Source organism: Mesorhizobium sp. 113-3-3, assembly GCF_016756495.1.
GTDB lineage: Bacteria > Pseudomonadota > Alphaproteobacteria > Rhizobiales > Rhizobiaceae > Mesorhizobium.
The window spans coordinates 1223989-1248648 of the sequence record NZ_AP023243.1; the positions used below are offsets into that span (position 1 = coordinate 1223989).

The window sequence follows — 24660 nt, forward strand, 5'->3', positions numbered from 1 at the left end:
GTCACGCTCCCAATATGTCGTCGATGAACGGCAGGCAGCCGGCGGTCAGTCCGGCGTCCACTGGCATCACCACGCCTGTTACGCCCGAGGCGCGGTCCGAGGCAAGGAAAGCCACGGCTTCGGCCACTTCCGTGGCGTCGACGATGCGGCCGAGCGGATAGAGCCGCTTGAGCTTGCCCAGGATTTCCGGATCCTTGGCAAGGCGATGGTCCCAGGCCGCGGTGCGGATCGAGCCGGGGCAGACGACATTGGCGCGCACGCCGCTGCGGCCGAGCTCGACGGCGATCGATTTGGCATAGGCGTTGATGCCGGCCTTGGCGGCGGCATAGGCCGGATTGCCGAAATGCGCGATGGCGTTGACCGAGGAGATGAAGACGACGCTGCCTGAACCGCGCGCCGCCATCGCCTTCACAAGTGGGTCGGCGAAAGTCATCACCCCGGTCAGATTGAGGTCGAGCTCGTGCTCGATCTTGTCGGCGTTGAGCGCGGACATCGTCTCGGCGCGTGTCCAGCCGGCATTGTTGATCAGGATGTCGGGCACGCCGTCCTTGTCCAGCACGGCGGCGATCCCGGCCTCGATCGAAGCCCGGTCGAGAAGGTTGAAGACATGGCGCGAGGCAAGGTGCGGGCTTGCCAGCGCCTCCTGCGACTGGTCGCAGCCGACCACCCGGGCGCCCCTCCCAGCCAGCAATGCGACGATCGCCGAGCCAAGGCCGCCGCCGGCACCGGTGACGACGACAGTGCGGCCTTCGAATTCGGCTTTCGAAACCACGGCGCTTGCTCCTCCCACAAGTCAGGCAGATGCCGACAGGCTACTGAAAGGAATGTAATTAAGCAACATGATAATCCGCTTGCATGCGCTGAATTCCTCGATAATGTAGGAAAGTCACATAAATCTTGTGCCAGCCATCGGCACAAGTAGCGCAAATGCGCGAAACAATGGGAGAGATCAGATGAGCCTTGCCAAATGGACTGTCGGCCTGATGGCCGGAATGAGCATGCTGGCCTTCGCGGCGCAGGCGAATGCGGGTGAAGTGCGCGTCACCGTCGCCGAATACAGCGCCAAGACCGGTCCGTATTTCGAGGAGGTCAAAAAGGAGTTCGAGGCGAAGAATCCCGGCATCACCGTCAAGTTCGAAGTCGTGCCGTGGGACGTGCTGTTGCAGAAGCTGACCACCGACATCACCGCCGGCACCAATGCGGATCTGTCGATCATCGGTACACGCTGGCTGATCGACTTCGTCCAGCAGGATGTCGCCGAACCGCTCGACGGCTATATCACGCCGGAATTCAAGGGCCGCTTCATCGACACCTTCCTGTCGCCCTCGATCATGAGCGGCAAGACCTACGGCCTGCCCATCGCCGCCTCGGCGCGCGCCATGTACTACAACAAGGAGCTGTTCGAGAAGGCCGGTATCGCCAAGCCGCCGGCAACCTGGACCGAGTTGCAGGACGATGCGCGCAAGATCAAGGCGCTGGGAACCGGCGCCTTCGGCTTCGGCCTGCAAGGCAAGGAGATCGAGACCGACGTCTATTATTACTACGCCATGTGGTCGCAAGGCACCGAAATCCTCAACAAGGACGGCACGTCGGGCCTCGGCACGCCGGGCGCGCTCGAAGCCGCCAAGCTCTACAAGTCGATGATCGACGAAGGGCTGACCGAGCCCGGTGTGACTTCCAACAACCGCGAGGACGTGCAGAACCTGTTCAAGCAGGGCAAGGTCGGCATGATGATCACCGCGCCCTTCCTGTCCAACCAGATCAAGGACGAGGCGCCGAAACTGAAATACGGCGTGGCGGCCATTCCGGCCGGCCCGACCGGGGCGCGCGGTACCTATGGCGTCACCGATTCCATGATCATGTTCAAGAATTCCAAGAACAAGGATGAGGCCTGGAAGCTGATGGACTTCCTGTTCACCACGGAACAGCGCGCCAAGTTCACGCAAGGCGAAGGCTTCCTGCCGGTGAACAAGGAAGAGGCCAAGATGGATTACTACGTCAACAATGCGGATCTCGCCGCCTTCACCGCGCTGTTGCCCGACGCCCGCTTCGCGCCGGTCATTCCAGGCTGGGAAGAAGTTGCCCAGATCACGTCTGACGCAATGCAGAAGATCTATCTCGGCGGCGACCCCGAGGCAGGCCTGAAGGACGCGGCGGCCAAGGCCAACGCCGTGCTGAAGAAGTAGCTCGACAAATAGGGCGTATCTCCCTGCGCCCCGTGGCGCGCCCCAGACTCAGGCGGGGCGCGCCACTCCCTTGGATGAAGCATGCAGCGGCTCCCACGAGAATGGAGAAGGCCGACAAGGCAATCACTCCGGATAAAAGGATAAATCGCCAACGTCAGCGCCGCCCCTCATCGCCCTGCCGGGCATTTCTCCCTGTATAGTGACGGGGAGAAAGGGCTGGCCGCGACCCCGGCGCCCTTCTTGGCACGCTGGCGATTGGCGAAGGCAGCGATGGAAGCGCCCCTCTCCCCGTCACTATACGGGGAGAGGGTGCCGGCAGGCAGGTGAGGGGCGGCGCAAACGCCGGGAAAGAGTTGAAACTGAGCGCCTAAAAAGAACAAGTGAGTATTAGCCAGGCTGGCAAGCCAGCACTACGGATGCCTCGCAACGCGGTACGAACCAGCCGATGCAAAATCGTTTCCTGCCCTATCTCCTGACCTTGCCCAGCCTGTTCCTGGCGGCGGTGGTCATCTTCTGGCCGGTCTGGGACCTGATCCAGATCTCGACGCATGACGTCAACCGTTTCGGCCAGTTGCGCGAGTTCAGCGGCCTTGCCAATTTCGCCGCCCTTGCGGCCGATCCCGATTTCGTAGCGGCGCTCTGGCGCACGGGGCTGTGGACCGTGCTGGTGGTCGGCGGCGCGCTGCTCCTGTCGGTGCCGGTGGCGATGATCCTCAACACCGATTTTTATGGCCGTGGCCTCGCACGCGTCATCATCATGCTGCCCTGGGCGGTGTCGCTGACCATGACGGCGGTGGTCTGGCGCTGGGCACTGAGCGGCGAAAGCGGCATGCTGAATTCGGCGCTGCTTGGCCTTGGCCTGATCGACCACAACATCCAGTGGCTGGCCAGCGCCGAGACGGCGTTCCCGATGCAGGTGCTGATCGGCATATTGGTGACGGTGCCGTTCACCACGACGATCTTCCTCGGCGGCCTGTCCTCGATCCCGGACGATCTCTACGAGGCGGCGGCGCTCGAAGGCGCAACGCCGCTGCAGCAGTTCCGCGAGATCACCTTTCCGCTCTTGAAACCGTTCATCAACATTGCCATCGTGCTCAACACCATCTACGTCTTCAATTCCTTCCCGATCATCTGGGTGATGACGCAGGGCGGGCCGGCCAACTCGACCGATATCCTGGTCACCCACCTCTACAAGCTCGCCTTCCGCATCGGCAAACTGGGCGAAGCCTCGGCGGTCTCGCTGGTGATGTTCGCCATTTTGCTGGTCTTCACCATGATCTATGTGCGGTTGGCCATGCGGGAGCAGCGGGCATGAACAGCAAGCTGAAACGCACAATCATCGCCTGGCTGTTGCTGGCCCCCTTGATCGTGGTGACGCTCTTTCCCTTCGCGGTGATGTTCCTCACCGCGGTCAAGCCAAGGCAGGAGGTGCTGTCGCCGACATGGTGGCCGAGCGAGTTCCGCTGGTCCAACTTCTCCGACATGTGGGTGGCGACGGGCTTCGGCCAGGCGCTGGCCAATTCACTCTATGTCTCGGTGATCGCCACGGTCGGCGCCATCCTCATCTCCGTTCCCGCTGCCTATGCCATGTCGCGGTTTCGCTTTGCGGGCTATGGCGCCTTCCGCCAGTTCCTGCTGATCTCGCAGATGATCTCGCCGATCGTGCTGGTGCTCGGCCTGTTCCGGCTGATGGCGGCCTGGGGGCTGGTCGAATCGACCACGGCGCTCGGCTTCATCTACATGGCCTTCAACGTCGCCTTCACCGTGTGGATGCTGCAGAGCTATTTCGACACCATCCCGCGCGATCTAGAGGAGGCGGCCTGGATGGAAGGCGCCGGCCGCTGGCTGACGCTGCGAAAAGTGTTCCTGCCGCTCTGCCTGCCGGCGATCGCGGTCACCGCCATCTTCACCTTCATCAACGCCTGGAACGAGTTCGTCGTGGCGCTGACCATGCTGCGCAGCCAGGAGAGCTACACGCTGCCGATCCAGGTCTTTTCGCTCGTCGCCGGGCGCTACACGATCGAGTGGCATCACGTGATGGCGGCGACACTGCTGGCGACCTTGCCGGTGGCGATCCTGTTCATCTGGCTCCAGCGCTACCTGGTGCGCGGGCTGGCGCTCGGGGCCGTCAAATAGAGTTGCATTCCACGGAGCTTACATGCGCATCTTCACCGCCTCGCTGGCGACGGAAACCAACACCTTTTCGCCGGTGCCGACGGACCGGGCCTCGTTCGACATGGCCTTCTATGCCGGACCGGGCAAGCATCCGGAGACGCCGACTTTGTGCTCCTCGCCGATCGTCGCCTTGCGCCGGCGCGCGGCCAAGGAGGGGCTGACCGTGATCGAAGGCACCGCCACCTGGGCCGAGCCCGGCGGCCTGTTACAGCGGCAGACTTTCGAGGCGCTGCGCGACGAAATCCTCGACCAGTTGAAGGCGGCTTTGCCGGTCGACGCCGTCATTCTCGGCCTGCATGGCGCCATGGTGGCGCAGGGCTATGACGATTGCGAAGGCGATCTGCTGGAACGTGTGCGCGGGATTGTCGGGCCCGATGTGGTGATCGCCTCGGAGTTCGATCCGCACAGCCATCTGACGCCCAAGCGCGTGGCGGCGTCCGACATCATGGCCTATTTCCTCGAATTCCCGCACACCGATTTTTACGAGCGCGGCGAGCATGTCGTGGAACTCGGGCTGGCGGCCGCGCGCGGCGAGATCAAGCCGGTCATTTCGACCTTCGACTGCCGCATGATCCAGGTGCTGCCGACCAGCCGCGAACCGATGCGCTCCTTCGTCGACCGCATCAAGGCGCTGCACGGCAAGGACGGGGTGCTGTCGGTCTCCGTCATCCACGGCTTCATGGCGGCCGACGTGCCGGAAATGGGCACGCGCATCCTCGTCGTCACCGACAATGACAAGGCCAATGGCGACGCGCTGGCGGAGCGGCTGGGACGCGAACTCTACGAACTGCGCGAAAAGACGGCGATGACGATGCTGGATACCGCCGACGGCATCGACCGGGCGCTGGCGGTGCGCGCCATGAACCCCGCCAAACCCGTGGTCATCGCCGACGTCTGGGACAATCCCGGTGGCGGCGTTCCCGGCGACGGCACCTTCGTGCTGCGCCAGATGTTGGCGCGTGGGCTAGACAGATTCGGCGTGGCGACGATCTGGGACCCGATCGCGGTGACCTTCTGCCTGGCGGCGGGAGAGGGCGCCGTCATCGACCTGCGTTTCGGCGGCAAGGCCGGGCCGCAGGCGGGCGAGCCGATCGACGCGCGCGTCACGGTGCTGAAGGCCGTTGCCGAGGGCTGGCAGAGTTTCGGACCAAGCCGGGTGACGCTCGGGCCGACCGCGCTGATCCGCATCGAAGGCACCGAGGTCGACATCATCCTCAACACCAACCGCACCCAGACTTTCGAGCCGGATATCTTCTCCAATATCGGAGTCGATCCGCTGGGCAAGGACATGCTGCTGATCAAGTCGACCAACCATTTCTACGCCGGCTTCGAGCCGATAGCCGCCGAGATCATCTATGTCACGGCGCCGAGTTCTTATCCCAGCAATCCGGCGGTGACGGATTACAGGAAGCTGAAGCGGCCGGTGTGGCCGAGGGTGAAGGACCCGTGGCGTTGATAATCTCCCCCCTTGAGGGGGAGATGTCGCCGAAGGCGACAGAGGGGGTCGCCTAACGTAGAGCGCTAGCCTCCTCCGCCGCAGGAGGTTGAGTCCAGTCGGACCGACCCCCTCTGGCCGCTTTGCGGCCATCTCCCCCTCAAGGGGGGAGATTACCAGCGCTAAACCAGCCCGCGCTTCACCATCATCGCCTCCGGCGACGGCATCTTGCCGCGGAAGGCCGTGTAAAGTTCTTCCGGGTCCTTCGAGCCGCCGGCGGCGTAGATGTTCTTCCTCAGCCGCTCGGCCAATGCCGGATTGAAGGGATCGCCCGTCTCTTCGAAGGCGGAGAAGGCATCGGCGTCGAGCACTTCCGACCACATGTAGGAATAGTAGCCGGCCGAATAGCCGTCGCCCGAGAAGACATGGCCGAAATGCGGGGTGCGATGGCGCATCGCAATGGTGTCGGGCATGTCGAGTTTTGCCAACGTTTCGGCTTCGAAACGAAGCGGCTCGGCCGGGGCATCGGGCCGGGCGTGATAGGCCATGTCCATCAAGGCGGAAGACGTGAATTCCACCGTGGCGAAGCCGGCGCCGAAGGTGCGCGTGGCCAGCATCTTGTCGAGCAGCGCCTTGGGCATCGGCTTGCCGGTCTTGACATGCAGCGCGTGCTTTTCCAGCACCGCCGGCACGGTCAGCCAGTGTTCGTAGAGCTGCGAGGGCAGTTCGACGAAATCGCGGCTGACCGAGGTGCCCGCAACCGACGGCCAGGTGACGTCGGTCAGCATGCCGTGCAGCGCATGGCCGAATTCGTGGAACAGCGTCTTCGCCTCGTCGACCGACAGCAGTGCCGGCTCGCCTGCCGGCGGCTTGGCGAAGTTCATGATGTTGTAGATCACCGGCTTCGAGCCGTGGCCGAGCCTATAGCCGGACTTCAGCGCGCTCATCCAGGCGCCGGAACGCTTCGAAGGCCGTGCGAAATAATCGGCGAGGAACAGGCCGCGCTCGCTGCCATCGGCATTTTTCACCGCGAAGACGCGCGCGTCGGGGTGCCAGGCGGCGATGCCCTTCTTCTCCTCGAAGGTGATGCCGAACAGTCTTGTCGCGACATCGAAGCAGGCGTCGATGACGCGGTCGAGCTGCAGATAGGGCTTCAGCTCCGCCTCATCGAACGCGAATTTTTCCGCGCGCAGCTTCTCCTGGTAGAAGCGCCAGTCCCAGGCGGCGAATTTTTCGTTGCTGCCGGCTTCCGCCGCCAGCCGCTCCAACTCCTTCTGGTCGGCGGCGGCCTTTTCCAGCGCCTTTTCCCAGACGGGGTCGAGCAGGTCGTGCACGGCCTTCGGCGTCTTGGCCATGGTGTCGTCGAGCTTCAGCGCGGCGAAGGAGGCGTAGCCGAGCAGCTTGGCTTTTTCGGCGCGCAGCTTCAGCATGTCGCGCACGACCGACGTGTTGTCGGAGGCGCCGCCGTTCTGGCCGCGCATGGTGAAGGCCTTGAAGGCGATCTCGCGCAGGTCGCGGCGTTCCGAGAAGGTCGCGAACGGCTCGTAGATCGAGCGCGACAGAGTGACGGCGTAGCGGCCCTTCTGGCCGCGCATCTCGGCGGCCTCGGCCATCGAGCTGCGGACGAAATCCGGCAGGCCGGCAAGATCTGATACGTCGAGGAACAGCGCCCAGTCACGCTCGTCGGCCAGCACGTTCTGGCCGAAAGTCGTGCCGAGCGACGACAGATCCTCATTGATCCTGGCCAGCCGCTTCTTGCCCTCGGCATCGAGCTTGGCGCCCGAACGGACGAAGCCTTTCCAGGTCTTCTCCAGCACCCGCAGCGTCTCGGCGTCGAGGCCAAGGCTCTCACGGCGCTGGTAAAGGTCGTCGATGCGGGCAAACAGCTTCTCGTTCATCGAGATCGCCGAAAAATGCCTCGACATTTTCGGCGAGATGTCTCGCTCCAGCGCCTGGATGGTCTCGTTGGTGTGGGCGCCGGCGCGGCACCAGAAGATCGACGAGACTTGATCGAGCGCCTCGCCGCCTAGTTCCAGCGCTTCAAGCGTGTTCTCGATGGTCGGCGCATCCTCGTTGCCGGCGATCGCATCAATCTCGGCCTCATGCGCCTTCAGCGCGGCGTCGAAGACTGGGGAGAAATCGCCGTCGCCGATCTGGGCAAAGTCGGGCAGGCCGAGCGGCCCTTGCCACGCGGTCAGCGGATGGGCGGCGAGGTCGACGGCTTTGGTTGAGGGCATGGAGGGTCTTTCGCTGGCATCGAGGAGGAGGGGTGTCACCGATGTAGGGCGCGGCCGACGGGCCCGCAATATGGCAGCTGGCCGATCCGCCTCAATAGGCTTCGCAGTTTTCGGCGATCGCGGCTTGCGAGCTGGCGGTGATGCGGTTGTCGGCCACCGCGAAGGTTTCCTGCATCAGCATGTCATTGTCGGGGAAATCGTAGCAGGCGATCACCGTGGTGACGCCGCCCTCGCTCTTCTCGATGCGGTGGCGGATCGCGGCGCCCGCGACGGCACCTTTCCACTCGTCGAGCGAGGCGATGAACTCCTGCTTGCTCTGGACCACACCGAGGTCTTCGAGCTTGATGCGGACGTCGTCGGCAAGCAGGTCGGCGAGTTCGGTGCGGTCGGCGACCAGCAGCGCTGAATACCAGCGGTTGATGATGAAGCCGTCATCGGCGCGCGCGGCAGCGATCGCTATCAGCAGGGCGGCGGCGGTGAAAACGGCCGACCGGACGTTCCTCACCTGGCGCGCCGTGCCGTTCATTCCAGCACCGGCCGTTCGAAATCGCCGGTCTCCTTGTTCATCACCCAGAGCTCGCCGGTCGATATGTCGAACCAGGCTCCGTGCAGCGACAGCCGGCCCTTGCCCTCGAGGATCGAGACGCAGGGAAAGGTTCGGAGGTTGGCGATGGAATAGCGGATCGAGATGCGTTCAAGCGCCGTCTGGCGTTCCGCCGCCGTCATGAAAGTGCTGGAGGACACCGTTTCGGCGGCCGGCGCGATCAGGCTCATCCACTTGCCGATGAAGTCGCCGGGCGACAGCGGCGCGGAATTCGGGTCGAGCGCCGCGCGGATGCCGCCGCAACGGCCGTGGCCCATGACGACGATGTTCTTGACCTTTAGGCTCTGCACCGCGAATTCGAGCGCGGCCGAGGTCGAATGGAACTCGCCGTCCGGCTCGTAGGGCGGCACCAGATTGCCGACATTGCGCAGCACGAAGAGTTCGCCCGGCCCGGCGTCGAAGATCGCTTCGGGGGCCGAACGGGAATCGCAACAGGCGACGATCATCGTCTCGGGCGCCTGCCCCTCCCGGGCGAGCTCGCGGTAGCGGCCGCTCTCGGTGAGGTAGCGGCCATTCATGAAATTGCGGTAGCCGGCGAGGAGGTGGTCAGGAAGATGAGGCATGGGCGGCTAAGGCCTTTCCGGGGTTGGAGGCGGCAGCTCGTTGCGGTCGAGAAAGCCTCTAACGGTAAAAGCCCGTCACGAGCAATGCAGAATTGTGGGGTCTGGCCATAAACGCCATGCACATAAGCGGGATGCCCGCCGACATTGTCATGCCCAGATGGCGACCGGTATGCCAAAACCGTCAGCGAGTGGCGGGTTGGGAAACGGCCTCGCCTTGCCGCTGGCGATGCGGCCGGCGATCAGCATCATGACGGCCGCATCGAGGAAATCGTCGGCGGCCGCACCGCGTGGTGGCGCCTGGTCGAGGAAGTCGATGCCACAGCCGTGCCGGTACAGCAGCGCCTTGCGCTCCGCCATGCCGGCCGGATTGACGCTGCCCTTGATCTTCTTGGGCAGCTGCATCGCCCGGTCGCCATTCAGGCGGCAGAAGGCGACTTCCGGATGCGATTCGAAGATACGGCCGCGCAGATCGGGCCGCGCGATCAACAAGGCGTCGATCTCGCGGATCTTCGAAAAGATACCGAAGGCCTGGATGGAAACGCCGCGCGGCGGATCGGATGTCGCCCTTGCCACCTCGCTTGCCCTGCGATGCGCGGCATACCAGGCTTCGATCGTGGTGAAGTCGCTGGTGTCGGCATAGAGCGCGGCGCGCGACGGGATCGAGAAGACACTGGATTGGCGTGCCCCGAGCAGCGGCCTGACCAGCGCCTCCGGGCCTCGCCCGCCTTTGCTGGAGAACTCCGGCAGGCCGATCGGCATGTCGACGGCGACAACCGCATCGCCAGGATTTGCCGCAAGCAGCGCCGCGAAACTGGCGAAGATTTCGACCGAGGGTAATGAACCGGGCTCGCGCCGCACGGCGATCCAGCCGGCCTTGCAGCCGTCGGCGCCGACCAGCACGACCCCGGCCGAAGTCACGCCCGGCGGTCCCGCCCCGGATGCGTGAGATGGCGCAACTGCACCATGGCCATCGGGTGCGACAGGCTCTGCGCGTCGGTTTCCAGCTGCAGCTCGTCGCCGCCGCGTTTTGCCGTGCGCGCCAGGATCTCGTAGACCGCCGCCGTGGTCGACTGCAGCGCCTTGATCGGCGGCTGGCCGGAAAGGATGCGGGCGAGATAGACGGCGGCCGTCAGATCGCCCAGGCCGTTCGGCGGCTTGTCGATCAGGCGATGCTCGGCGAGCAGCGCCTGGGTGCCGTCGAGCAGCAGATTGCCGGTGCCGCCGATCATCATCGACTGTGCCGAGGTGACCAGCATGGTCGACGGTCCGGCGTGGAGCGCTGCCGCGATCACCGATTTCAGGTCCGGCAGCGGCGCGCCGGCCATCCATTCCAGCTCGTAGCGGTTGGGCGTGGCGATGTCAGCGATCGGCATCAGCCGGTCGCGCATGGCGGCGGCGGTGGGCTCGGGCACGTAGAGCCCGCCGGAATCGCCCATCACCGGATCGCAGATATAGACGGCATCCGGCGTCCTGGCCTTCACCGCCGATACCAGCGAGGCGACGGCCTCGGCCTGGCCGGCCTCGCCGAGATAGCCCGACAGAACCGCGCCGACCTCGCCCAGCCATGGCGCGCGCTCGAGATCGGCCATCAGCGCCTTGAACTGATCGAGCGGCGGAACGATGCGCGTCGCCCGCCCATGGCCGGGATGCCAGGGCAGGATGACTGTCGGCACCGCCCAGACCGGAAAGCCCAGTGTCTCCAGAGCAAAGACGGCGGCGCGATTGCCGACCGAACCCCGGGCGACATGGCTGGAAATGACGATGACCGCACGCGGCGCGTCGGGTTTTTCGGCGCTCATTGTTTTTTGATTCCTAGCTGCCCCGGGTGAGGAAAAGCACGAGCCAGACCATCAGGCCCAGCGCCAGAAGCAGGCCGAGTATCCGGCCAATGCGGGTGCCCCAGACCTCGATCGGGTCGGTGCGGTCGGCATCGGCGGCGGCGACATGGTCGCGCATGCCCTTCGTCGTCCGCGCCACGAAGGAATTCCCGGCCGGATCGGTCTCCTGCGCGACGCGCTCGAGGATGCGGCGCGATTCCCTGTCGCTGTCCTGGCGCCCTGCCATGATGATGTCCCGTTTTGACCGGACCTTATCGCGTTCGCGCGGCCAATCACAGGGGCTTGCGGCAAGGCGATGGATGGCCGGCCCGGTCCAGAGGGCCGAGGCCGTTTTCTTGCGCGCTGATTGTGGTAATGCTTCGCTTGCAACTTCTACCGAGGGACCCCATCATGCTTGCCCAGCGCCTTGCTCGACCATCGACATTCCGCACGCTGCCCGCCTTCCTGATGATGGCAATCGTGCTGCCGCTGCTTGCCGGCTGCGGCTACAACACGATCCCGACGGCGGAGGAAAACGCCAAGGCGGCTTGGAGCGAGGTGCTGAACCAGTATCAGCGCCGCGCCGATCTCATCCCCAATCTGGTCGAGACGGTCAAAGGCTACGCCTCGCATGAAAAGGACACGCTCGATGCGGTCGTCGAGGCGCGCGCCAAGGCGACGCAGATCACGGTGACGCCGGAAACGCTGAAGGATCCCGAGGCGCTCAAGAAGTTCCAGGATGCCCAGGCCGGGCTGACCAGCGCGCTGTCGCGGCTGATCGCGGTGTCGGAGGCCTATCCCGACCTCAAGGCCAACCAGAATTTTCTCGCGCTGCAGGCGCAGCTCGAAGGCACCGAGAACCGCATCGCGGTGGCACGGCGCGACTACATCCAGGCGGTCAGGGACTATAATCTGACGCTGAAGACCTTCCCGTCGGTGCTGTGGGCGACCTTCTGGTTCCGCAGCAACGAGCCCTTCGCCAACTTCACCGTCGACGAAGACAAGATGCAGCCGCCGAAGGTCGATTTCGGCACGAAGCAGGGCGGGTAACAGCCGGGGTCAAACGCCGTGATCTTGCTGGCCGATGAGGGACGGCGTCTGGGCCGCCTTGCCGCCATTGTGCTCTTCGTCCTGGCGCTTCCGTTCGCGGCCTTCGCCGCGGACCTGCCGGCGCTCACCGGCCGCGTCGTCGACAATGCCGGCATCCTCGACGCCGGCACCAGAGCGGCGCTGACGCAGAAACTCGCCGATTTCGAGACCAAGGGCTCCGACCAGATCGTCGTCGCCACCATCCCCAGCCTCGACGGCGAGGAGATCGAACCTTACGCCAACCGGCTGTTCCGCTTCTGGAAACTCGGCCAGGCCAAGGAGAACAACGGCGTGCTTCTGCTGGTCGCGCCGAACGACCGCAAGATGCGCATCGAGGTCGGCTACGGGCTGGAAGGCACGCTGACCGACCTGCACACCAAGCTGATCATCGAAAATGACATGGTGCCGGCCTTCCGCGCCGGCGATTTTTCCGGCGGCATCTCCAAGGCCGTCGACGACATGATCATGGTGCTGGAAGGCAATCCGGAGGAACTGGAGGCGCGTGGCCAGCGCAACCAGGAGGCGCCGTTCAATTCCGACGACCTGTTCTTCGCCATTTTCATCAGCATCTGGGCGATCATCTTCTTCGGCAGCATCGCCGCCTCCATCCTGCCGCCGATCTTCGGCCAGAAGCTCGGGCCCGGACGCTATCGCTGGCTCGGCATGACGTTCGAGCCTGGACGGCGCTCCTCATCCGGCGGCTGGTCTTCCGGCAGTTCCGGCGGCGGCTGGTCTTCGGGTGGCGGCGGTGGCGGCTTTTCCGGAGGCGGCGGCTCGTCCGGCGGCGGCGGCTCCTCGGGCAGCTGGTGACGGCATGACGGCACGCACCATCCGCCTACCGAGGCCTGGCCATTTCAACCCGGCGATCAACGCTGTCCTGACGGCTTTGATGCTGCTTTTGTCCTGCCTGGCGGGTTTTGCCGCCGAGCTGCCTGCCCTGACCGGCCGCGTCGTCGACAATGCCGGGATCATCGATGCCGGCACCAAGGCGGCGCTGACGCAGAAACTCGCCGCCTTCGAGACCAAGGGCTCCGACCAGATCGTCGTGGCGACGATCCCGAGCCTCGACGGCGAGGAGATCGAACCCTATGCCAACCGGCTGTTCCGCTTCTGGAAGCTCGGCCAGGCCGGCGAGAACAACGGCGTGCTTTTGCTGGTGGCCAAGAACGACCACAAGATGCGCATCGAGGTCGGCTATGGTCTGGAAGGCACGCTGACCGATCTGCACACCAAGCTGATCATCGAAAACGACATGGTGCCGGCGTTCCGCGCCGGCGATTTCTCCGGCGGCATCAGCAAGGCCGTCGACGACATGGTCATGGTGCTCGAAGGTCACCCGGAGGAGCTGGAAGCACGCGGCAAGCGCAATCCGGCCGACAGCAGCACCCCCGTGGACCCGATCGTCGTGATCTTTCTGATCTTGTGGGGCACGATGTTCTTCGGCGGGCTGGCGATGGCGTTCCTGCCGCCGATGTTCGGCACCAAGCTGTCGCCGGGCGTGTATAGGTGGCTCGGCATGACGTTTCGCTACGGCCGCGGGCCAAGCGGGTCCTCGGGCAGCAGCGGCTGGACATCGGGTTCTTCGGGCGGCGGCTGGTCGTCGGGAAGCTCCGGCTGGTCGTCCGGGTCGAGCAGCAGCGGCGGCGGGTTTTCGGGCGGCGGCGGCTCGTCCGGTGGTGGCGGTTCTTCAGGAAGCTGGTGAGACAATGGCAACACGACCGATCAGCCCGCAGGACCATGAGCGCATCGCCGACGCGATCCGCGCGGCCGAGGCCAAAACCGACGGCGAGATCTACTGCGTCGTCGCGCATGCCAGCGACGGCTATTTCGCCCCTGCCGCCTTGATGGCGACGCTTGGCATGCTGCTCGTCAGCCTTGCCGTCGCCTACGGGCTGGAGGCCTGGTGGCTGACCATCCGCCTGCCGCATTTCGTCATCGCCCAATTGCTGGCGCTGGCCTGCGTGCTGGCCCTGTTGTGGGCGGTTCCCGGGCTGCGCATCCATATGGTGCCCCGGCGGCTGCGCTATCAGGCCGCGCACGCCAACGCGATCAAGCAGTTTCTCGCCCGCAACGTCCACCGCACCACGGCGCGCACCGGCGTGCTGGTCTTCGTCTCGATCGCCGAACGCTATGCCGAGGTGGTCGCCGATTCGGGCATCGACGCCAAGGTCGGCCAGCATGTCTGGGACGGCGTGGTGCGGGATCTGACGGCGCATGCCGGCGACGACCGGCTTGCCGATGGTTTCGTCAAGGCGATCGAGCAGGTGGGGGCGGTGCTGGCCGAGCATTTCCCGGTCACCTCAGGCGATGCCAACGAGCTCGACGACCATCTGATCGAGATATGAGAGCCTGCTGGTAGACACCACTTTACCCATCCGGCCTGTTTCCGGACGGGCTTTTGCCCGATGTCAGCAATGTCAGGAACGCTGTTAGAAAGCGGCCGGCGGACCGCCCGGACTCTTGCAATCGGCCGATGCGGGTTTATGGTTAACAAATCATGAATACGCTGACGATCGACATCCGGAAAGCAGACCCGCGCGATGCAGGCGCCATTGCCGAAGTGCATCTGGAAGCCTGGCGCGGCGCCTATTCCGGCATCATTCCGCACCGCACGCTGACGTCGATGATCAACCGCCGCGGCGCCGACTGGTGGGCGAACGCGATTCGCCGCGCCGCCACCGTTCTGGTCGTCGAAATCGGTGGCACGATCGCCGGCTATGCGACGATCGGCAAGAACCGCGCCCGGGAGCTCAAGCAGCAAGGCGAGATCTACGAATTGTACCTGCGCCCGGAATATCAAGGCATCGGGCTTGGCCGGCGGCTGTTTTCGGCGGCCAGGGCGCGTCTTGCCGACCATGGCCTGAAGGGCATGGTGGTGTGGGCGCTGGAAGACAATCAGAACGCGCTGGCCTTCTATGCCGGCGCCGGCGGCCGCGATGTCGCCGAAGGTGTCGAGATCTTCGAGCAGAAGGCTCTGAAGAAGGTCGCCTTCGTCTGGGAATGACAACCGGGGGATGATCGCGCACAGCAAGGCCGGTAGGCGGTGCGTATCCCGGTGAAATCACGACGCTGAAACATCTTGTGCTCATGATTGAACGCGTCTGATACGATCGCGTATCGCCTGACGTGCGCGAGCACCATTCGCCGCATTGCGCCATTGTGCGACGCCCGCTATCTCCTCCCAACCGAGAGAGGGACAAATCCATGCGCATTGAAGCCATAGCCACCGGAAAGAATCCGCCCGAAGACGTCAACGTCATCATCGAAGTGCCGATCGGTGGCGAGCCGATCAAGTATGAGATGGACAAGGAGGCCGGCACGCTGTTCGTCGACCGCTTCCTGCACACCTCTATGCGCTATCCCGGCAATTACGGCTTCGTGCCGCACACGCTGTCGGGGGACGGCGATCCGATCGACGTGCTGGTCTGCAACACCCGCGCGCTGGTGCCGGGCTGCGTCATCAATGTCAGGCCGATCGGCGTGCTGGTGATGGAAGACAATGCCGGCCAGGACGAGAAGGTCATCGCTGTGCCGTCGCCGAAGCTGACGCTGCGCTACGAAAACGTCACCGAATACACGCATCTGCCCGAGATCACGCGCCAGCAGGTGCAGCACTTCTTCGAGCACTACAAGGATCTCGAACCCGGCAAATGGGTCAAGATCGAAGGCTGGCACGATTCCAAATATGCCAAGAAGATGATCGTCGACGCGATCGAACGGGCGAAAAAGGCCAAGTAGTCAGTTATCCACCCGTCCAAAAGCAGGCACTTTGCCGATGACGGTGTGCCTGTCCTTGCCGCAGGTGAAAGTGCGCGCCTTCTCGTCGGCGAGTTTGCGCGCCTGGTCGTTGGCCTGCGGGTTGCCGGTGGCCAGCACAAGGCCGACGGCGCAGCTTTCCCGCGCGTCCATCTGGCCGACCTTGGCGACGAGCAGCACGTCCGTCGATTTGTTCTGATCCTCGGCATCGCTGATCGTGCGGCGGTGGATGACGGCGAAGGGCACGGCCTTGTCGCCATTGGTTTCGATGCGCCACTCGACCTTGGCCGCGGATGAATTGAAGCCTGAAAAACTTTCCCAGGCGGACGTCATGTCGCCGCCAGGCGGAAACCCGTAGAAAAGCGACTCGCGGGCGTCGTCATAAGCGATGAGCACGGGGTAGCCGCGATAGCCCGAACAGGCGAGATCGGCCCAGTCGCCATCGCCTTGTTCGGCCTGCGCGTAGGTCACGCAATCCTTCTTCGAATCGAGGTCGGTGTAGGCGCTGGATATGTCGCCGGCATGAGCCGCCTGACACAGGCCGGCAAACGCAAGCGGGATCAGAATGGCGCGCATGACGAAAATCTCCGGTTCGGGCCGGAGCAACGTACCGCCAAACGCTATTTCTTCAAGCTTGCTAAGATCAGCAGATCGGCGTTCGTCGCCACCGACTGCGCGGGACCGCCAAGGCCGAACAGCTGGCCGCTGATATATGCGCCCTCGATCAAAAGCAGCAGCCCATCACCCAGCGTGTCGGCGTCCTGCGCGCCCATCGCGGCGGCCATGGCGCGCAAGCGGCGGCGCAGCTCCTGCTTGTTGGCCTCGCTGACGACACGCGCCGGATGGCCGCGCTCGGGATATTCCACCGCCGCGTTGGTCATGCCGCAGCCGCGATAGTCGGGCTTTTGTGTGCGCTTGCCGACGCGGGTCAGAAAGGCGCCGATCTGGGCGCGCGGGTCGCCGGGATGGGCGTCGATCGCCTCGTCGAAACGCTCCCAGAATTCGTGGTCATACTGACGCAGATAGGAAGCGGCCAACTCGTCCTTGGAAGGGAAGCTGCGATAGAGGCTGGGCTTGGTGACGCCGGCGCGCTTGACGATCTCGTCGACGCCGATCGCCCTGATACCGCGCCGGTAGAACAGGTCATAGGCCACGTCGAGGATCTTCTTGGCGGCCTTCGGCGGCGCCGATGCATGATCGTCGCTGATGGATAGTTCAATATTTTTGTCGGCTGGCATCATGGAACTCGATTGACAGTGTTACCGATCGGTACGTATACAGGCTCCCATCTTGCAACGTACCGGTCAGTAACATGATAGCTCAGTCCCGTCCGTTTGGCCAGCGCTACGCTTTCGTCGTGGTCGGTGTCATCTTCCTCTGCCTGCTGATAGCCGCCGGGCTGCGCTCGGCGCCCGCCGTCATGATGCTGCCGCTGGAAAACAGTTTTGGCTGGCGGCGCGATATCATCTCGCTGGCCGCCGGCGTCGGCATCCTGCTCTATGGTCTGACGGGTCCTTTCGCCGCCGCGTTGATGGAGCGGATCGGGCTGCGCCGCACGCTGATCGCATCGCTGGTGGTGATGTCGGGCTCGACCGCTCTCAGCCTGCTGATGACCGAGCCCTGGCATCTCTTCATCACCTGGGGCGTCTTCTCGGGCATCGGCTCCGGCGCCGTCGCCAGCGTGCTTGGCGCCACCATCGTCAACCGCTGGTTCAAGACCAATCGCGGCCTCGTCATGGGATTGATGTCGGCCTCCAGCGCCACCGGCCTGCTGGTGTTCCTGCCGCTGCTGGCCTCGCTGGCGCAATCGGGCGGCTGGAAGCCGGTCGCCATCGCGGTCGCGGTCGCAACGGCCTGTCTCCTGCCGCTGGTGTGGCTGCTGGTGCCAGAGCGCCCGGCCTCGATCGGCATGGTGCGCTATGGCGCCGAGGCCGACGACGTGCCACCGACTTCGCCCGCATCGCAGGGCAATTTCCTCGCGCATACGCTCAACACATTGCGCCGCGCGGCCGGTACCCGCGTCTTCTGGTACCTGTTCGCCACCTTCTTCGTCTGCGGTTTCACCACCAACGGGCTGGTCGGCACGCATCTGATCGCCTTCTGCGGCGACATGGGCATCGGCGAGGTCCAGGCCGCCGGCCTGCTGTCGATGATGGGCATTTTCGACCTGATCGGCACGACGCTGTCGGGCTGGCTCACCGACCGTTTCGATCCGCGCAAGCTGCTCGGCGTCTACTATGCCATCCGTGGCCTGTCGCTGATCTATCTGCCCTATTCCGGCTTCTCGGCGACCAGCCTGATCATCTTCGCCGTGCTCTACGGTCTCGACTGGATCGCCACCGTGCCGCCGACGCTGCGGCTCGCCAACGAGGCGTTCGGCGACCGCAGCGGCCCGATCGTGTTCGGCTGGATCGTCGCCGGCCATCAGGTTGGTGCGGCCACCGCGGCCGCCTTCGGCGGCACGATGCGCGAGCTGCAGGGCAATTACGAACTGGCCTTCCTGATCGCCGGCATGACCGCCATCGCGGCGGCCTGTATCTCACTGCTGATCAACACGAGCCGGCCGGCTTTCGACCCGGAGCCGCAAACCGCTTAAGACTGGTTAGCTCAAATTGCGGTCGAAGGCGATCGACGGCAGTCAGGTCGCCTTTGCGTTTAATAGAGCATAGATGATTGCTGCTGTTGGGACGGCAAATGGGCCGACCACTCAATCCGGGTAGCAGACCATCGGAATGTTCGGCCACACGGCGGTATCGCAGTTGGCCGCGTCCTGGCGTTGCTTGAAGGCGGCGGTGACCGGGCCGGTCACCACCGGGTCAACGCCGTCGGGCGCATCGGCAAAGGCCTGCTCGGCAGTCTGGTTGTCTGACTGCGCAACGGCGCGCGCGCCTTTCTGGGTCGCGGCAGCCGACTGCGCGGCGTTGGCCGCCAGCAGCAGGGCAAACGCCACGGAGGCGATGAGTGGCCAAAATCGGTTGAGTTTATCGGTCATGTCGGTCGAACTGCCCGGGCCCTGAAAGGTTCCCGCCTTGGTTAACAAAATCATCTCACACGCAGATGCTTAAGATTTGATGAGTATTTGGTGTCGCGCTTCCCCTTTCGCAACTGCGAAAAACCCTGTATGAGCCGCGCAACCGAAAGAGGCAGCGCCTTTGGCCTGCTGCCTGCAACGCTTCCGAGACCCAGAACATGAAACTCCGTAATATCGCGATCATCGCGCACGTCGACCATGGAAAGACCACCCTTGTCGACCAGCTTTTGAAGCAGTCCGGCTCCTTCCGCGACAATCAGCGCGTCGCCGAGCGCGCCATGGATTCCAACGACCTCGAAAAGGAACGCGGCATCACCATCCTGGCCAAGGCGACCTCGGTCGACTGGAAGGACACCCGCATCAACATCGTCGACACACCCGGCCACGCCGATTTCGGCGGCGAGGTCGAGCGCATCCTGTCGATGGTGGATTCGGCCATCGTGCTGGTCGACGCCGCCGAAGGCCCGATGCCGCAGACCAAGTTCGTCGTCGGCAAGGCGCTCAAGGTCGGCCTGAAGCCGATCGTGGTCATCAACAAGATCGACCGTCCGGACGCCAGGCATGTCGAGGTGGTCAACGAGGTGTTCGACCTGTTCGCCGCGCTCGACGCCACCGACGAGCAGCTCGACTTCCCGATCCTCTACGGTTCGGGCCGCGACGGTTGGGTCTCGGAAAATCCGGAAGGCCCCAAGGACCAGCAGCTGGCGCCGCTGTTCGATCTCGTCATCAAGCATGTGCCGGCGCCGACCGTTCATCCTGGTCCGTTCCGCATGATCGGCACCATCCTGGAAGCCAACCCCTTCCTCGGCCGCATCATCACCGGCCGTATCGAATCCGGCACGCTGAAGGCCAACCAGGCGGTCAAGGTGCTGCACCATGACGGCACCCAGATCGAAACCGGCCGTATCTCGAAGATCCTGGCTTTCCGCGGCCTCGAGCGCCAGCCGATCGAAGAGGCTCAGGCGGGCGACATCGTCGCCATTGCCGGCCTGTCGAAAGGCACCGTGGCCGATACGTTCTGCGATCTGACGGTGACGGAAGCGCTGCATGCGCAGCCGATCGATCCGCCGACCGTGACCATGTCCTTCCTCGTCAATGACAGCCCGCTCGCCGGCACCGAAGGCGACAAGGTGACCAGCCGCGTCATCCGCGACCGCCTGCTGCGCGAGGCCGAAGGCAATGTCGCGCTGAAGATCGAGGAATCGCCCGACAAGGATTCGTTCTTCGTCTCCGGCCGTGGCGAATTGCAGCTCGCCGTGCTGATCGAGACGATGCGCCGCGAAGGCTTTGAAATCGCCGTGTCGCGTCCGCGCGTCGTCATGCAGAAGGGTGAGAACGGCGAATTGCTGGAGCCGGTCGAGGAAGTCGTCATCGACGTCGACGAGGAGCATGCCGGTGTCGTCGTGCAGAAGATGTCGGAGCGCAAGGCCGAGATGGTCGAACTGCGCCCCTCCGGCGGCAATCGCCAGCGCATCGTCTTCCACGCGCCGACGCGCGGCCTGATCGGCTACCAGTCGGAACTTCTGACCGACACGCGCGGCACCGCCGTGATGAACCGGCTGTTCCATGCCTACGAGCCCTACAAGGGCGAGTTGCCGGGCCGCACCAACGGCGTGCTGATCTCCAACGAGCAGGGCGAATCGGTCGCCTACGCCATGTGGAACCTGGAAGATCGCGGCCCGATGGTCATCGATCCGGGCGTCAAGGTCTATCAGGGCATGATCATCGGCATCCATTCCAGGGACAACGACCTCGAAGTGAACGTGCTGAAGGGCAAGAAGCTGACCAACATCCGCGCCGCCGGCAAGGATGAGGCAGTCAAGCTCACCCCGCCGATCCGCATGACGCTGGAACGCGCGCTGGCCTGGATCCAGGACGACGAGCTGGTCGAGGTGACGCCGAAGACCATCCGCCTGCGCAAGCTCTATCTCGATCCGAACGAGCGCAAGCGTTTCGAAAAGTCGTCCAAGGCGGTCGGCGCGGCGTAATTTTTTCATCCGACGATTTTCGAGAGGGGCGGAGCACCAGATGCTCCGCCCCTCTCTCGTTTATCCGCCGGCCGCGCGGATGATGGCCTGGTGATCCGGCTCGCCGGCCAGGTCGATACGGATCGTCATTCCCTGACGGACCGGCTTGCGTAAGGCTTTGGCGCCGTCCGGATCGACGACCAGAAGGCGCCGTTCCTCCAGCGCCTGCAGCCGCGAGCGCGAAATGCCGAGTTCGCCGGCGAGCAGGCGATCAAGCCGCAGCGATGTCGGCATTTCCAGCCCAAGCTGGAGCTCCAGGGCCGCCGCTTCTTCCCCGGCGCCGCCGAGCAATCGCTTGTGCACGGCGACATCGGGAAACTCCTCGACGCGCCCCACCTGGTTGCGCAGGGCGACGATGTCGAAGGCATGGCGCCGCGCCAGCCCCGGATCGTTGCTCTCGAGCGCCCGTAGCAGGGCCGGTTCGATGTCGCGGCGGTTGCAGCGTTCGAAAATGCCGAAATTCCAGGAATTGTCGCAATCGACGCAGCGGTAGATCAGCCAGACGTCGATGCGCTTGCCGTTGGCGTTGACGCGGAATTTTCCGCTGCAGCGATAGGCCTTCACGCCGCCGCAGCGATTGCAATTGATCAGCGGTTTGGGGGCGATTTGGGGCGCGATCGCCCAGTGGATACGCACAGTAGAAGACATGCCGGTAAGCCCTTCCCGTCGGGAAGTTCATCAGGTCGGCACAATCGAGATGCCCCTGCGGGCGCGGCGTGGCGGGTGGCTGCGGAGATGGTGAAGTCAGGAGTCGCCGGCGGAAAGCGCGCGACAGCGGTTCAGCAGTGCCAAACCGGTCTCGAACCGCCGCCCAGAGGAACACGTGAACATGAACAGGCACCGCGGATGCGGCGCCATGCAGGTGTGTCGGGGGAGTTGACGAGACCGGCGGTTACTGAGGCAAAGTGAAGCTCGAAATTGTTTCGCGGCGGGTCTTCTAGCCGTAGTCGACGAGGACGGCAAGGATGCCAGTGGCTTGAAACGAATGACGGCAAACTTGTCTGGAGACGATCGATCGTCGAGGCGACGGGAAGGAGTGGCCAGCGGCGACGCCGGCGATCGATGCTTGTGACATGTCCAGCGCGAAATTACCGTCGGCTCCAGCCACTTGCGATCACCCTTCTGACGACGCTGGTGCCCAAGGGGGGTATGCCCTCTATGTCTTCAATGGTCCGCAAGACGGAATAGTGATCAATCTTTTCGGAGTAACGTCCTGAATCGATTCCGAATCCGTAAAATACAGTGAATATATGGTTCTCTGTATGGTAGTCGTCTTCATCGAACGTCACTATCAAAAGGCTGTTGTTTTTCTTCGTCCAGGCGGCGTAACCTCCAAGGTGATTTTTCAACCAAGTGTCAGCCGTCTCTATTGTGCCGTCATGCATGTCATTTTCGAGATTGGGAATCACGAAACTGACGGACGGTAGCTTCGCGTAGTCGCGAGGGAGGTCGGCAAGAGACTTCTCAAATCCCTTCGCGTCGGCGAACGATTCCCAGGGATTATGTTTTCGCGGCGACCCGGCCTCGACGTAGCCCGTAAATGTCTTGCCGTGAGCCCGAAGACGAGCGGCCAGGTTCGGCGCAGCAAAGGCGTGCATGCCATCGTCATGCACGCCTTGTGTTAAGCCGCTGAACAGCGCGAAATAATTGGGTTGGCTGGGGTGAGCAACCCCATAGGATCGATCGAACAGCGCGCCGCCTCTTGCCAGCCTATTCAAATAGGGAGCGGTTCGTCCCGCCAGAGAAATCTGCTCAAAGGTGTGGTTCTCCATGATCACGACAACGACGTGATCATATTTCGGTGGCTTCCTCGACGATGCTGCAGCCTGGGGCGCTTGGCTCGGCACCATGTTGGCGAGCAGAACAGCCAGCATGGAGAACCGTCGAACGACCCCGCGCCAACTTTGCACAATCACGAAAACTCCTCCTCCCGGCTGTGCGGCAAGATCGACCTGACTGCAAGTCGGGCATGACAGTCAAGGGCATGGCCAAACGTGGAGCCGGTCTGGGATCTGCTGCTATCGACATTGCAAGCGGTGATGTCGATCGGATATTGTGCGCCCTTCAACCGCTTGTAAGGCCCCGCCATGCATCTCGCCTCGCTGCTGATTTTCGCCGCCGCTCTCTTCGTTGCCGCCGGGTCGCCGGGTCCGTCGATCGCGGCGCTGGTGGCGCGCGTCATCGCGAAAGGGTTCCGCGACGTGTTTCCGTTCCTGCTCGCCATGTGGATCGGCGAGGGCATCTGGCTGTCGCTGGCGGTGTTCGGACTGGCCGTGGTGGCGCAGACCTTTCACTTCGCCTTTGTTGTCGTGAAATGGGTCGGCGTCCTCTATCTCGCCTACCTCGCCTGGAAGATGTGGACGGCGCCTGTCGATGCCAAAGAGGGCGAGATGCCGCGCGAGGATTCAGCCGTAAAGCTGTTCTTCGCCGGCATGGCGGTGACGCTCGGCAACCCGAAGATCATGATGTTTTATCTGGCGCTGCTGCCGACCATCATCGACCTCGCTTCGGTCAGCATCGTCGGCTGGGTCGAACTGACCGCGACCATGGCGGTGGTGCTGATCGCCATCGATCTCGCCTGGGTGCTCGCCGCCGCGCAGGCGCGCAAGCTTTTGAAAAGCAAGCGCGCCATGAAGATCGCCAACCGCGTCAGCGCGACCACGATGGCCGGCGCTGCCGCGGCGATCGCGGCTCGATCCTGAGACGAAGCGTCAACCCATCATATTGATGATCGGCGCGATCTCGACATTGCAGTTTGGCATGGCCAGCATCGGGCAGCCCTTGGCCTTCTCCGCGGCATCGTTTATATCCCTGGCCTCGATGATGGAGTAGCCGCCGGTCGGGTTGCTGCCGCCGTTGTTTTCTATCTTGCCGCCGGGCAGGACGGTCTTCGACATGCCGACCGGATTGCCCGGATCGACAACGGCCGAGCCAAGCTTTCCAAACCAGCCTGACCAGGCGTCGGTCATCGCCTTTCGCTCGGCTTCGCTCGTCGGCATCTTGCCCGAGCCGTGATAGACGTAGAGAAACTTCGCCATGTTCTCCTCCCTTGATGAGCGGCATCGAACCGGCATGCGGTCACGCCGCCTGACGATCATCGGACCAAACCGGCAAACAAGCAACGAGAATGCGCGATCGCTAATATACGGGGCGTTGGGGAGCGACGGTCCCTATCGCGCCATGGCGTGGTATTCGTCGTTCGGCCGCATGTCGATCGCCGCCGCCACCCGGTTCGACATGTTGAAGAAGGCCGCGGTCGAGGCGATGTCCCAGATGTCGCGGTCGCTGAAGCCGGCCTTCCGAAGCGCGGCCCGGTCGGCCTCGACGATCCTGGCCGGCTCCTCGGTCAGCTTGACGGCGAATTCGAGCATCGCGGCCTGCCTCGGCGACAGATCGGCGGCGCGGAAATTCATCACCATCATCTCGCCGAAGGCCGGATCACCGGACAGCTGGCGCACCGCGGCGCCATGCGCGGTCAGGCAATAGTAGCAATGGTTGATCGAGGAGACGGCGACCGCGATCATCTCGCGCTCCAGCTTCGACAGGCCGGATTCACCCAGCATCAGATCGTTGTACATGTCGGTGAAGGCGCGCAGTTTCTTGTCGTCGAAGGCGTAAGCCTTGAGCACGTTGGGAACGAGGCCGAGCTTCTCCTCGCATTTGGCGAAATAGGCCTTTGTCGGCTCGCTCAGCTTTCCCGAGGCCAGATCCAATGCTGATATTTTGCCGGTCATGGGGTC

The 24660-nt window shown here is 63.8% G+C and carries 27 protein-coding genes; 13 read left to right on the forward strand and 14 right to left on the reverse strand.

Annotated elements, in window-relative coordinates; all coding sequences use genetic code 11:
* Position 1: 1 nt before the first annotated feature.
* Positions 2–772 carry an SDR family NAD(P)-dependent oxidoreductase gene (locus JG746_RS05840; RefSeq protein WP_202357304.1) on the reverse strand — a complete coding sequence of 257 codons (771 nt, stop codon included), beginning with the start codon at positions 770–772 and terminating at the stop codon, positions 2–4.
* 181 nt (positions 773–953) lie between these two features.
* Between JG746_RS05840 and JG746_RS05845 the strand changes: the two genes are divergently transcribed.
* The 4 genes from JG746_RS05845 to JG746_RS05860 all read left to right on the forward strand — a co-directional run bounded on the left by JG746_RS05845 (position 954) and on the right by JG746_RS05860 (position 5817).
* Entirely contained in the window at positions 954–2186 is a 1233-nt protein-coding gene (locus JG746_RS05845) for an ABC transporter substrate-binding protein (RefSeq protein ID WP_202357305.1), read from the forward strand.
* A 445-nt stretch (positions 2187–2631) separates the two neighbouring features.
* Positions 2632–3501, forward strand: a complete 870-nt coding sequence (locus tag JG746_RS05850; protein WP_056574965.1) for a carbohydrate ABC transporter permease — start codon at positions 2632–2634, stop codon at positions 3499–3501.
* Positions 3498–4322, forward strand: coding sequence for a carbohydrate ABC transporter permease (locus tag JG746_RS05855; protein ID WP_202357306.1), 825 nt, complete (start codon positions 3498–3500; stop codon positions 4320–4322). The genes JG746_RS05850 and JG746_RS05855 overlap by 4 nt, the downstream gene beginning before the upstream one ends.
* A gap of 22 nt (positions 4323–4344) precedes the next feature.
* Positions 4345–5817 carry a M81 family metallopeptidase gene (locus JG746_RS05860; RefSeq protein ID WP_202357307.1) on the forward strand — a complete coding sequence of 491 codons (1473 nt, stop codon included), beginning with the start codon at positions 4345–4347 and terminating at the stop codon, positions 5815–5817.
* Positions 5818–5978: 161 nt separating this feature from the next.
* Here JG746_RS05860 and JG746_RS05865 read toward each other — a convergent pair whose 3' ends face one another.
* From JG746_RS05865 to JG746_RS05890, 6 genes are all read right to left on the reverse strand, one after another.
* Positions 5979–8033: a M3 family metallopeptidase gene (locus JG746_RS05865; protein WP_202357308.1), complete on the reverse strand. Its 2055-nt coding sequence runs from the start codon at positions 8031–8033 to the stop codon at positions 5979–5981.
* Between the two features lie 91 nt (positions 8034–8124).
* Positions 8125–8559: a nuclear transport factor 2 family protein gene (locus JG746_RS05870; RefSeq protein ID WP_202357309.1), complete on the reverse strand. Its 435-nt coding sequence runs from the start codon at positions 8557–8559 to the stop codon at positions 8125–8127.
* The gene (locus JG746_RS05875; RefSeq protein WP_202357310.1) at positions 8556–9200 is read right to left on the reverse strand and encodes a carbonic anhydrase; all 645 of its coding nucleotides are present in this window, start codon (positions 9198–9200) and stop codon (positions 8556–8558) included. Before JG746_RS05875 ends, JG746_RS05870 begins: the two co-directional genes overlap by 4 nt.
* Positions 9201–9347: 147 nt before the next feature.
* The gene (locus JG746_RS05880) at positions 9348–10118 is read right to left on the reverse strand and encodes a DUF429 domain-containing protein (protein WP_202357311.1); all 771 of its coding nucleotides are present in this window, start codon (positions 10116–10118) and stop codon (positions 9348–9350) included.
* Positions 10115–10999 carry a pyridoxal kinase PdxY gene (gene pdxY, locus JG746_RS05885; RefSeq protein ID WP_202357312.1) on the reverse strand — a complete coding sequence of 295 codons (885 nt, stop codon included), beginning with the start codon at positions 10997–10999 and terminating at the stop codon, positions 10115–10117. The genes JG746_RS05880 and pdxY overlap by 4 nt, the downstream gene beginning before the upstream one ends.
* Before the next feature lie 13 nt (positions 11000–11012).
* Positions 11013–11264 (reverse strand): hypothetical protein, encoded by a 252-nt coding sequence (locus JG746_RS05890; protein WP_202357313.1) that lies wholly within the window; start codon positions 11262–11264, stop codon positions 11013–11015.
* Positions 11265–11428: 164 nt separating this feature from the next.
* Between JG746_RS05890 and JG746_RS05895 the strand changes: the two genes are divergently transcribed.
* From JG746_RS05895 to ppa, 6 genes are all read left to right on the forward strand, one after another.
* Positions 11429–12067 carry a LemA family protein gene (locus tag JG746_RS05895; protein ID WP_115140015.1) on the forward strand — a complete coding sequence of 213 codons (639 nt, stop codon included), beginning with the start codon at positions 11429–11431 and terminating at the stop codon, positions 12065–12067.
* Positions 12068–12094: 27 nt separating this feature from the next.
* A complete protein-coding gene (locus JG746_RS05900) occupies positions 12095–12916 on the forward strand; it encodes a TPM domain-containing protein (RefSeq protein WP_446721204.1) in 822 nt (273 codons plus the stop codon).
* Between the two features lie 4 nt (positions 12917–12920).
* A complete protein-coding gene (locus JG746_RS05905) occupies positions 12921–13808 on the forward strand; it encodes a TPM domain-containing protein (protein ID WP_202357315.1) in 888 nt (295 codons plus the stop codon).
* 4 nt (positions 13809–13812) lie between these two features.
* Positions 13813–14451, forward strand: coding sequence for a TPM domain-containing protein (locus JG746_RS05910; RefSeq protein WP_202357316.1), 639 nt, complete (start codon positions 13813–13815; stop codon positions 14449–14451).
* A gap of 152 nt (positions 14452–14603) precedes the next feature.
* On the forward strand, positions 14604–15110 hold the full coding sequence (locus tag JG746_RS05915) for a GNAT family N-acetyltransferase (RefSeq protein ID WP_010912199.1): 507 nt from the start codon (positions 14604–14606) through the stop codon (positions 15108–15110).
* Positions 15111–15310: 200 nt separating this feature from the next.
* Entirely contained in the window at positions 15311–15844 is a 534-nt protein-coding gene (gene ppa / locus JG746_RS05920; protein ID WP_202357317.1) for an inorganic diphosphatase, read from the forward strand.
* Here ppa and JG746_RS05925 read toward each other — a convergent pair whose 3' ends face one another.
* Together JG746_RS05925 and JG746_RS05930 are read right to left on the reverse strand one after the other, a co-directional pair.
* Positions 15845–16438, reverse strand: coding sequence for a hypothetical protein (locus tag JG746_RS05925; RefSeq protein ID WP_202357318.1), 594 nt, complete (start codon positions 16436–16438; stop codon positions 15845–15847).
* Positions 16439–16482: 44 nt separating this feature from the next.
* On the reverse strand, positions 16483–17100 hold the full coding sequence (locus JG746_RS05930; protein WP_202357319.1) for a TetR/AcrR family transcriptional regulator: 618 nt from the start codon (positions 17098–17100) through the stop codon (positions 16483–16485).
* A 74-nt stretch (positions 17101–17174) separates the two neighbouring features.
* Here JG746_RS05930 and JG746_RS05935 point away from each other — a divergent pair, with 74 nt between their 5' ends.
* The gene (locus JG746_RS05935) at positions 17175–18458 is read left to right on the forward strand and encodes an MFS transporter (protein WP_202357320.1); all 1284 of its coding nucleotides are present in this window, start codon (positions 17175–17177) and stop codon (positions 18456–18458) included.
* A gap of 111 nt (positions 18459–18569) precedes the next feature.
* On the opposite strand, the gene JG746_RS05940 is transcribed toward JG746_RS05935, so the two are convergent.
* Complete coding sequence (locus JG746_RS05940; RefSeq protein ID WP_202357321.1) at positions 18570–18908, reverse strand: hypothetical protein; 339 nt, start codon at positions 18906–18908, stop codon at positions 18570–18572.
* A gap of 143 nt (positions 18909–19051) precedes the next feature.
* Between JG746_RS05940 and typA the strand changes: the two genes are divergently transcribed.
* Complete coding sequence (gene typA, locus JG746_RS05945) at positions 19052–20881, forward strand: translational GTPase TypA (protein ID WP_202357322.1); 1830 nt, start codon at positions 19052–19054, stop codon at positions 20879–20881.
* 60 nt (positions 20882–20941) lie between these two features.
* Here typA and JG746_RS05950 read toward each other — a convergent pair whose 3' ends face one another.
* A complete protein-coding gene (locus JG746_RS05950) occupies positions 20942–21568 on the reverse strand; it encodes a DUF1062 domain-containing protein (protein ID WP_202357323.1) in 627 nt (208 codons plus the stop codon).
* A gap of 440 nt (positions 21569–22008) precedes the next feature.
* Positions 22009–22794, reverse strand: coding sequence for an alkaline phosphatase family protein (locus JG746_RS05955; protein WP_244730682.1), 786 nt, complete (start codon positions 22792–22794; stop codon positions 22009–22011).
* A gap of 213 nt (positions 22795–23007) precedes the next feature.
* Here JG746_RS05955 and JG746_RS05960 point away from each other — a divergent pair, with 213 nt between their 5' ends.
* A complete protein-coding gene (locus tag JG746_RS05960; protein WP_202357324.1) occupies positions 23008–23622 on the forward strand; it encodes a LysE family translocator in 615 nt (204 codons plus the stop codon).
* 9 nt (positions 23623–23631) lie between these two features.
* On the opposite strand, the gene JG746_RS05965 is transcribed toward JG746_RS05960, so the two are convergent.
* Both JG746_RS05965 and JG746_RS05970 read right to left on the reverse strand, forming a co-directional pair.
* Positions 23632–23958, reverse strand: a complete 327-nt coding sequence (locus JG746_RS05965; protein WP_202357325.1) for a hypothetical protein — start codon at positions 23956–23958, stop codon at positions 23632–23634.
* A gap of 132 nt (positions 23959–24090) precedes the next feature.
* Positions 24091–24654 carry a peroxidase-related enzyme gene (locus JG746_RS05970; protein ID WP_202357326.1) on the reverse strand — a complete coding sequence of 188 codons (564 nt, stop codon included), beginning with the start codon at positions 24652–24654 and terminating at the stop codon, positions 24091–24093.
* Positions 24655–24660: the final 6 nt, after the last annotated feature.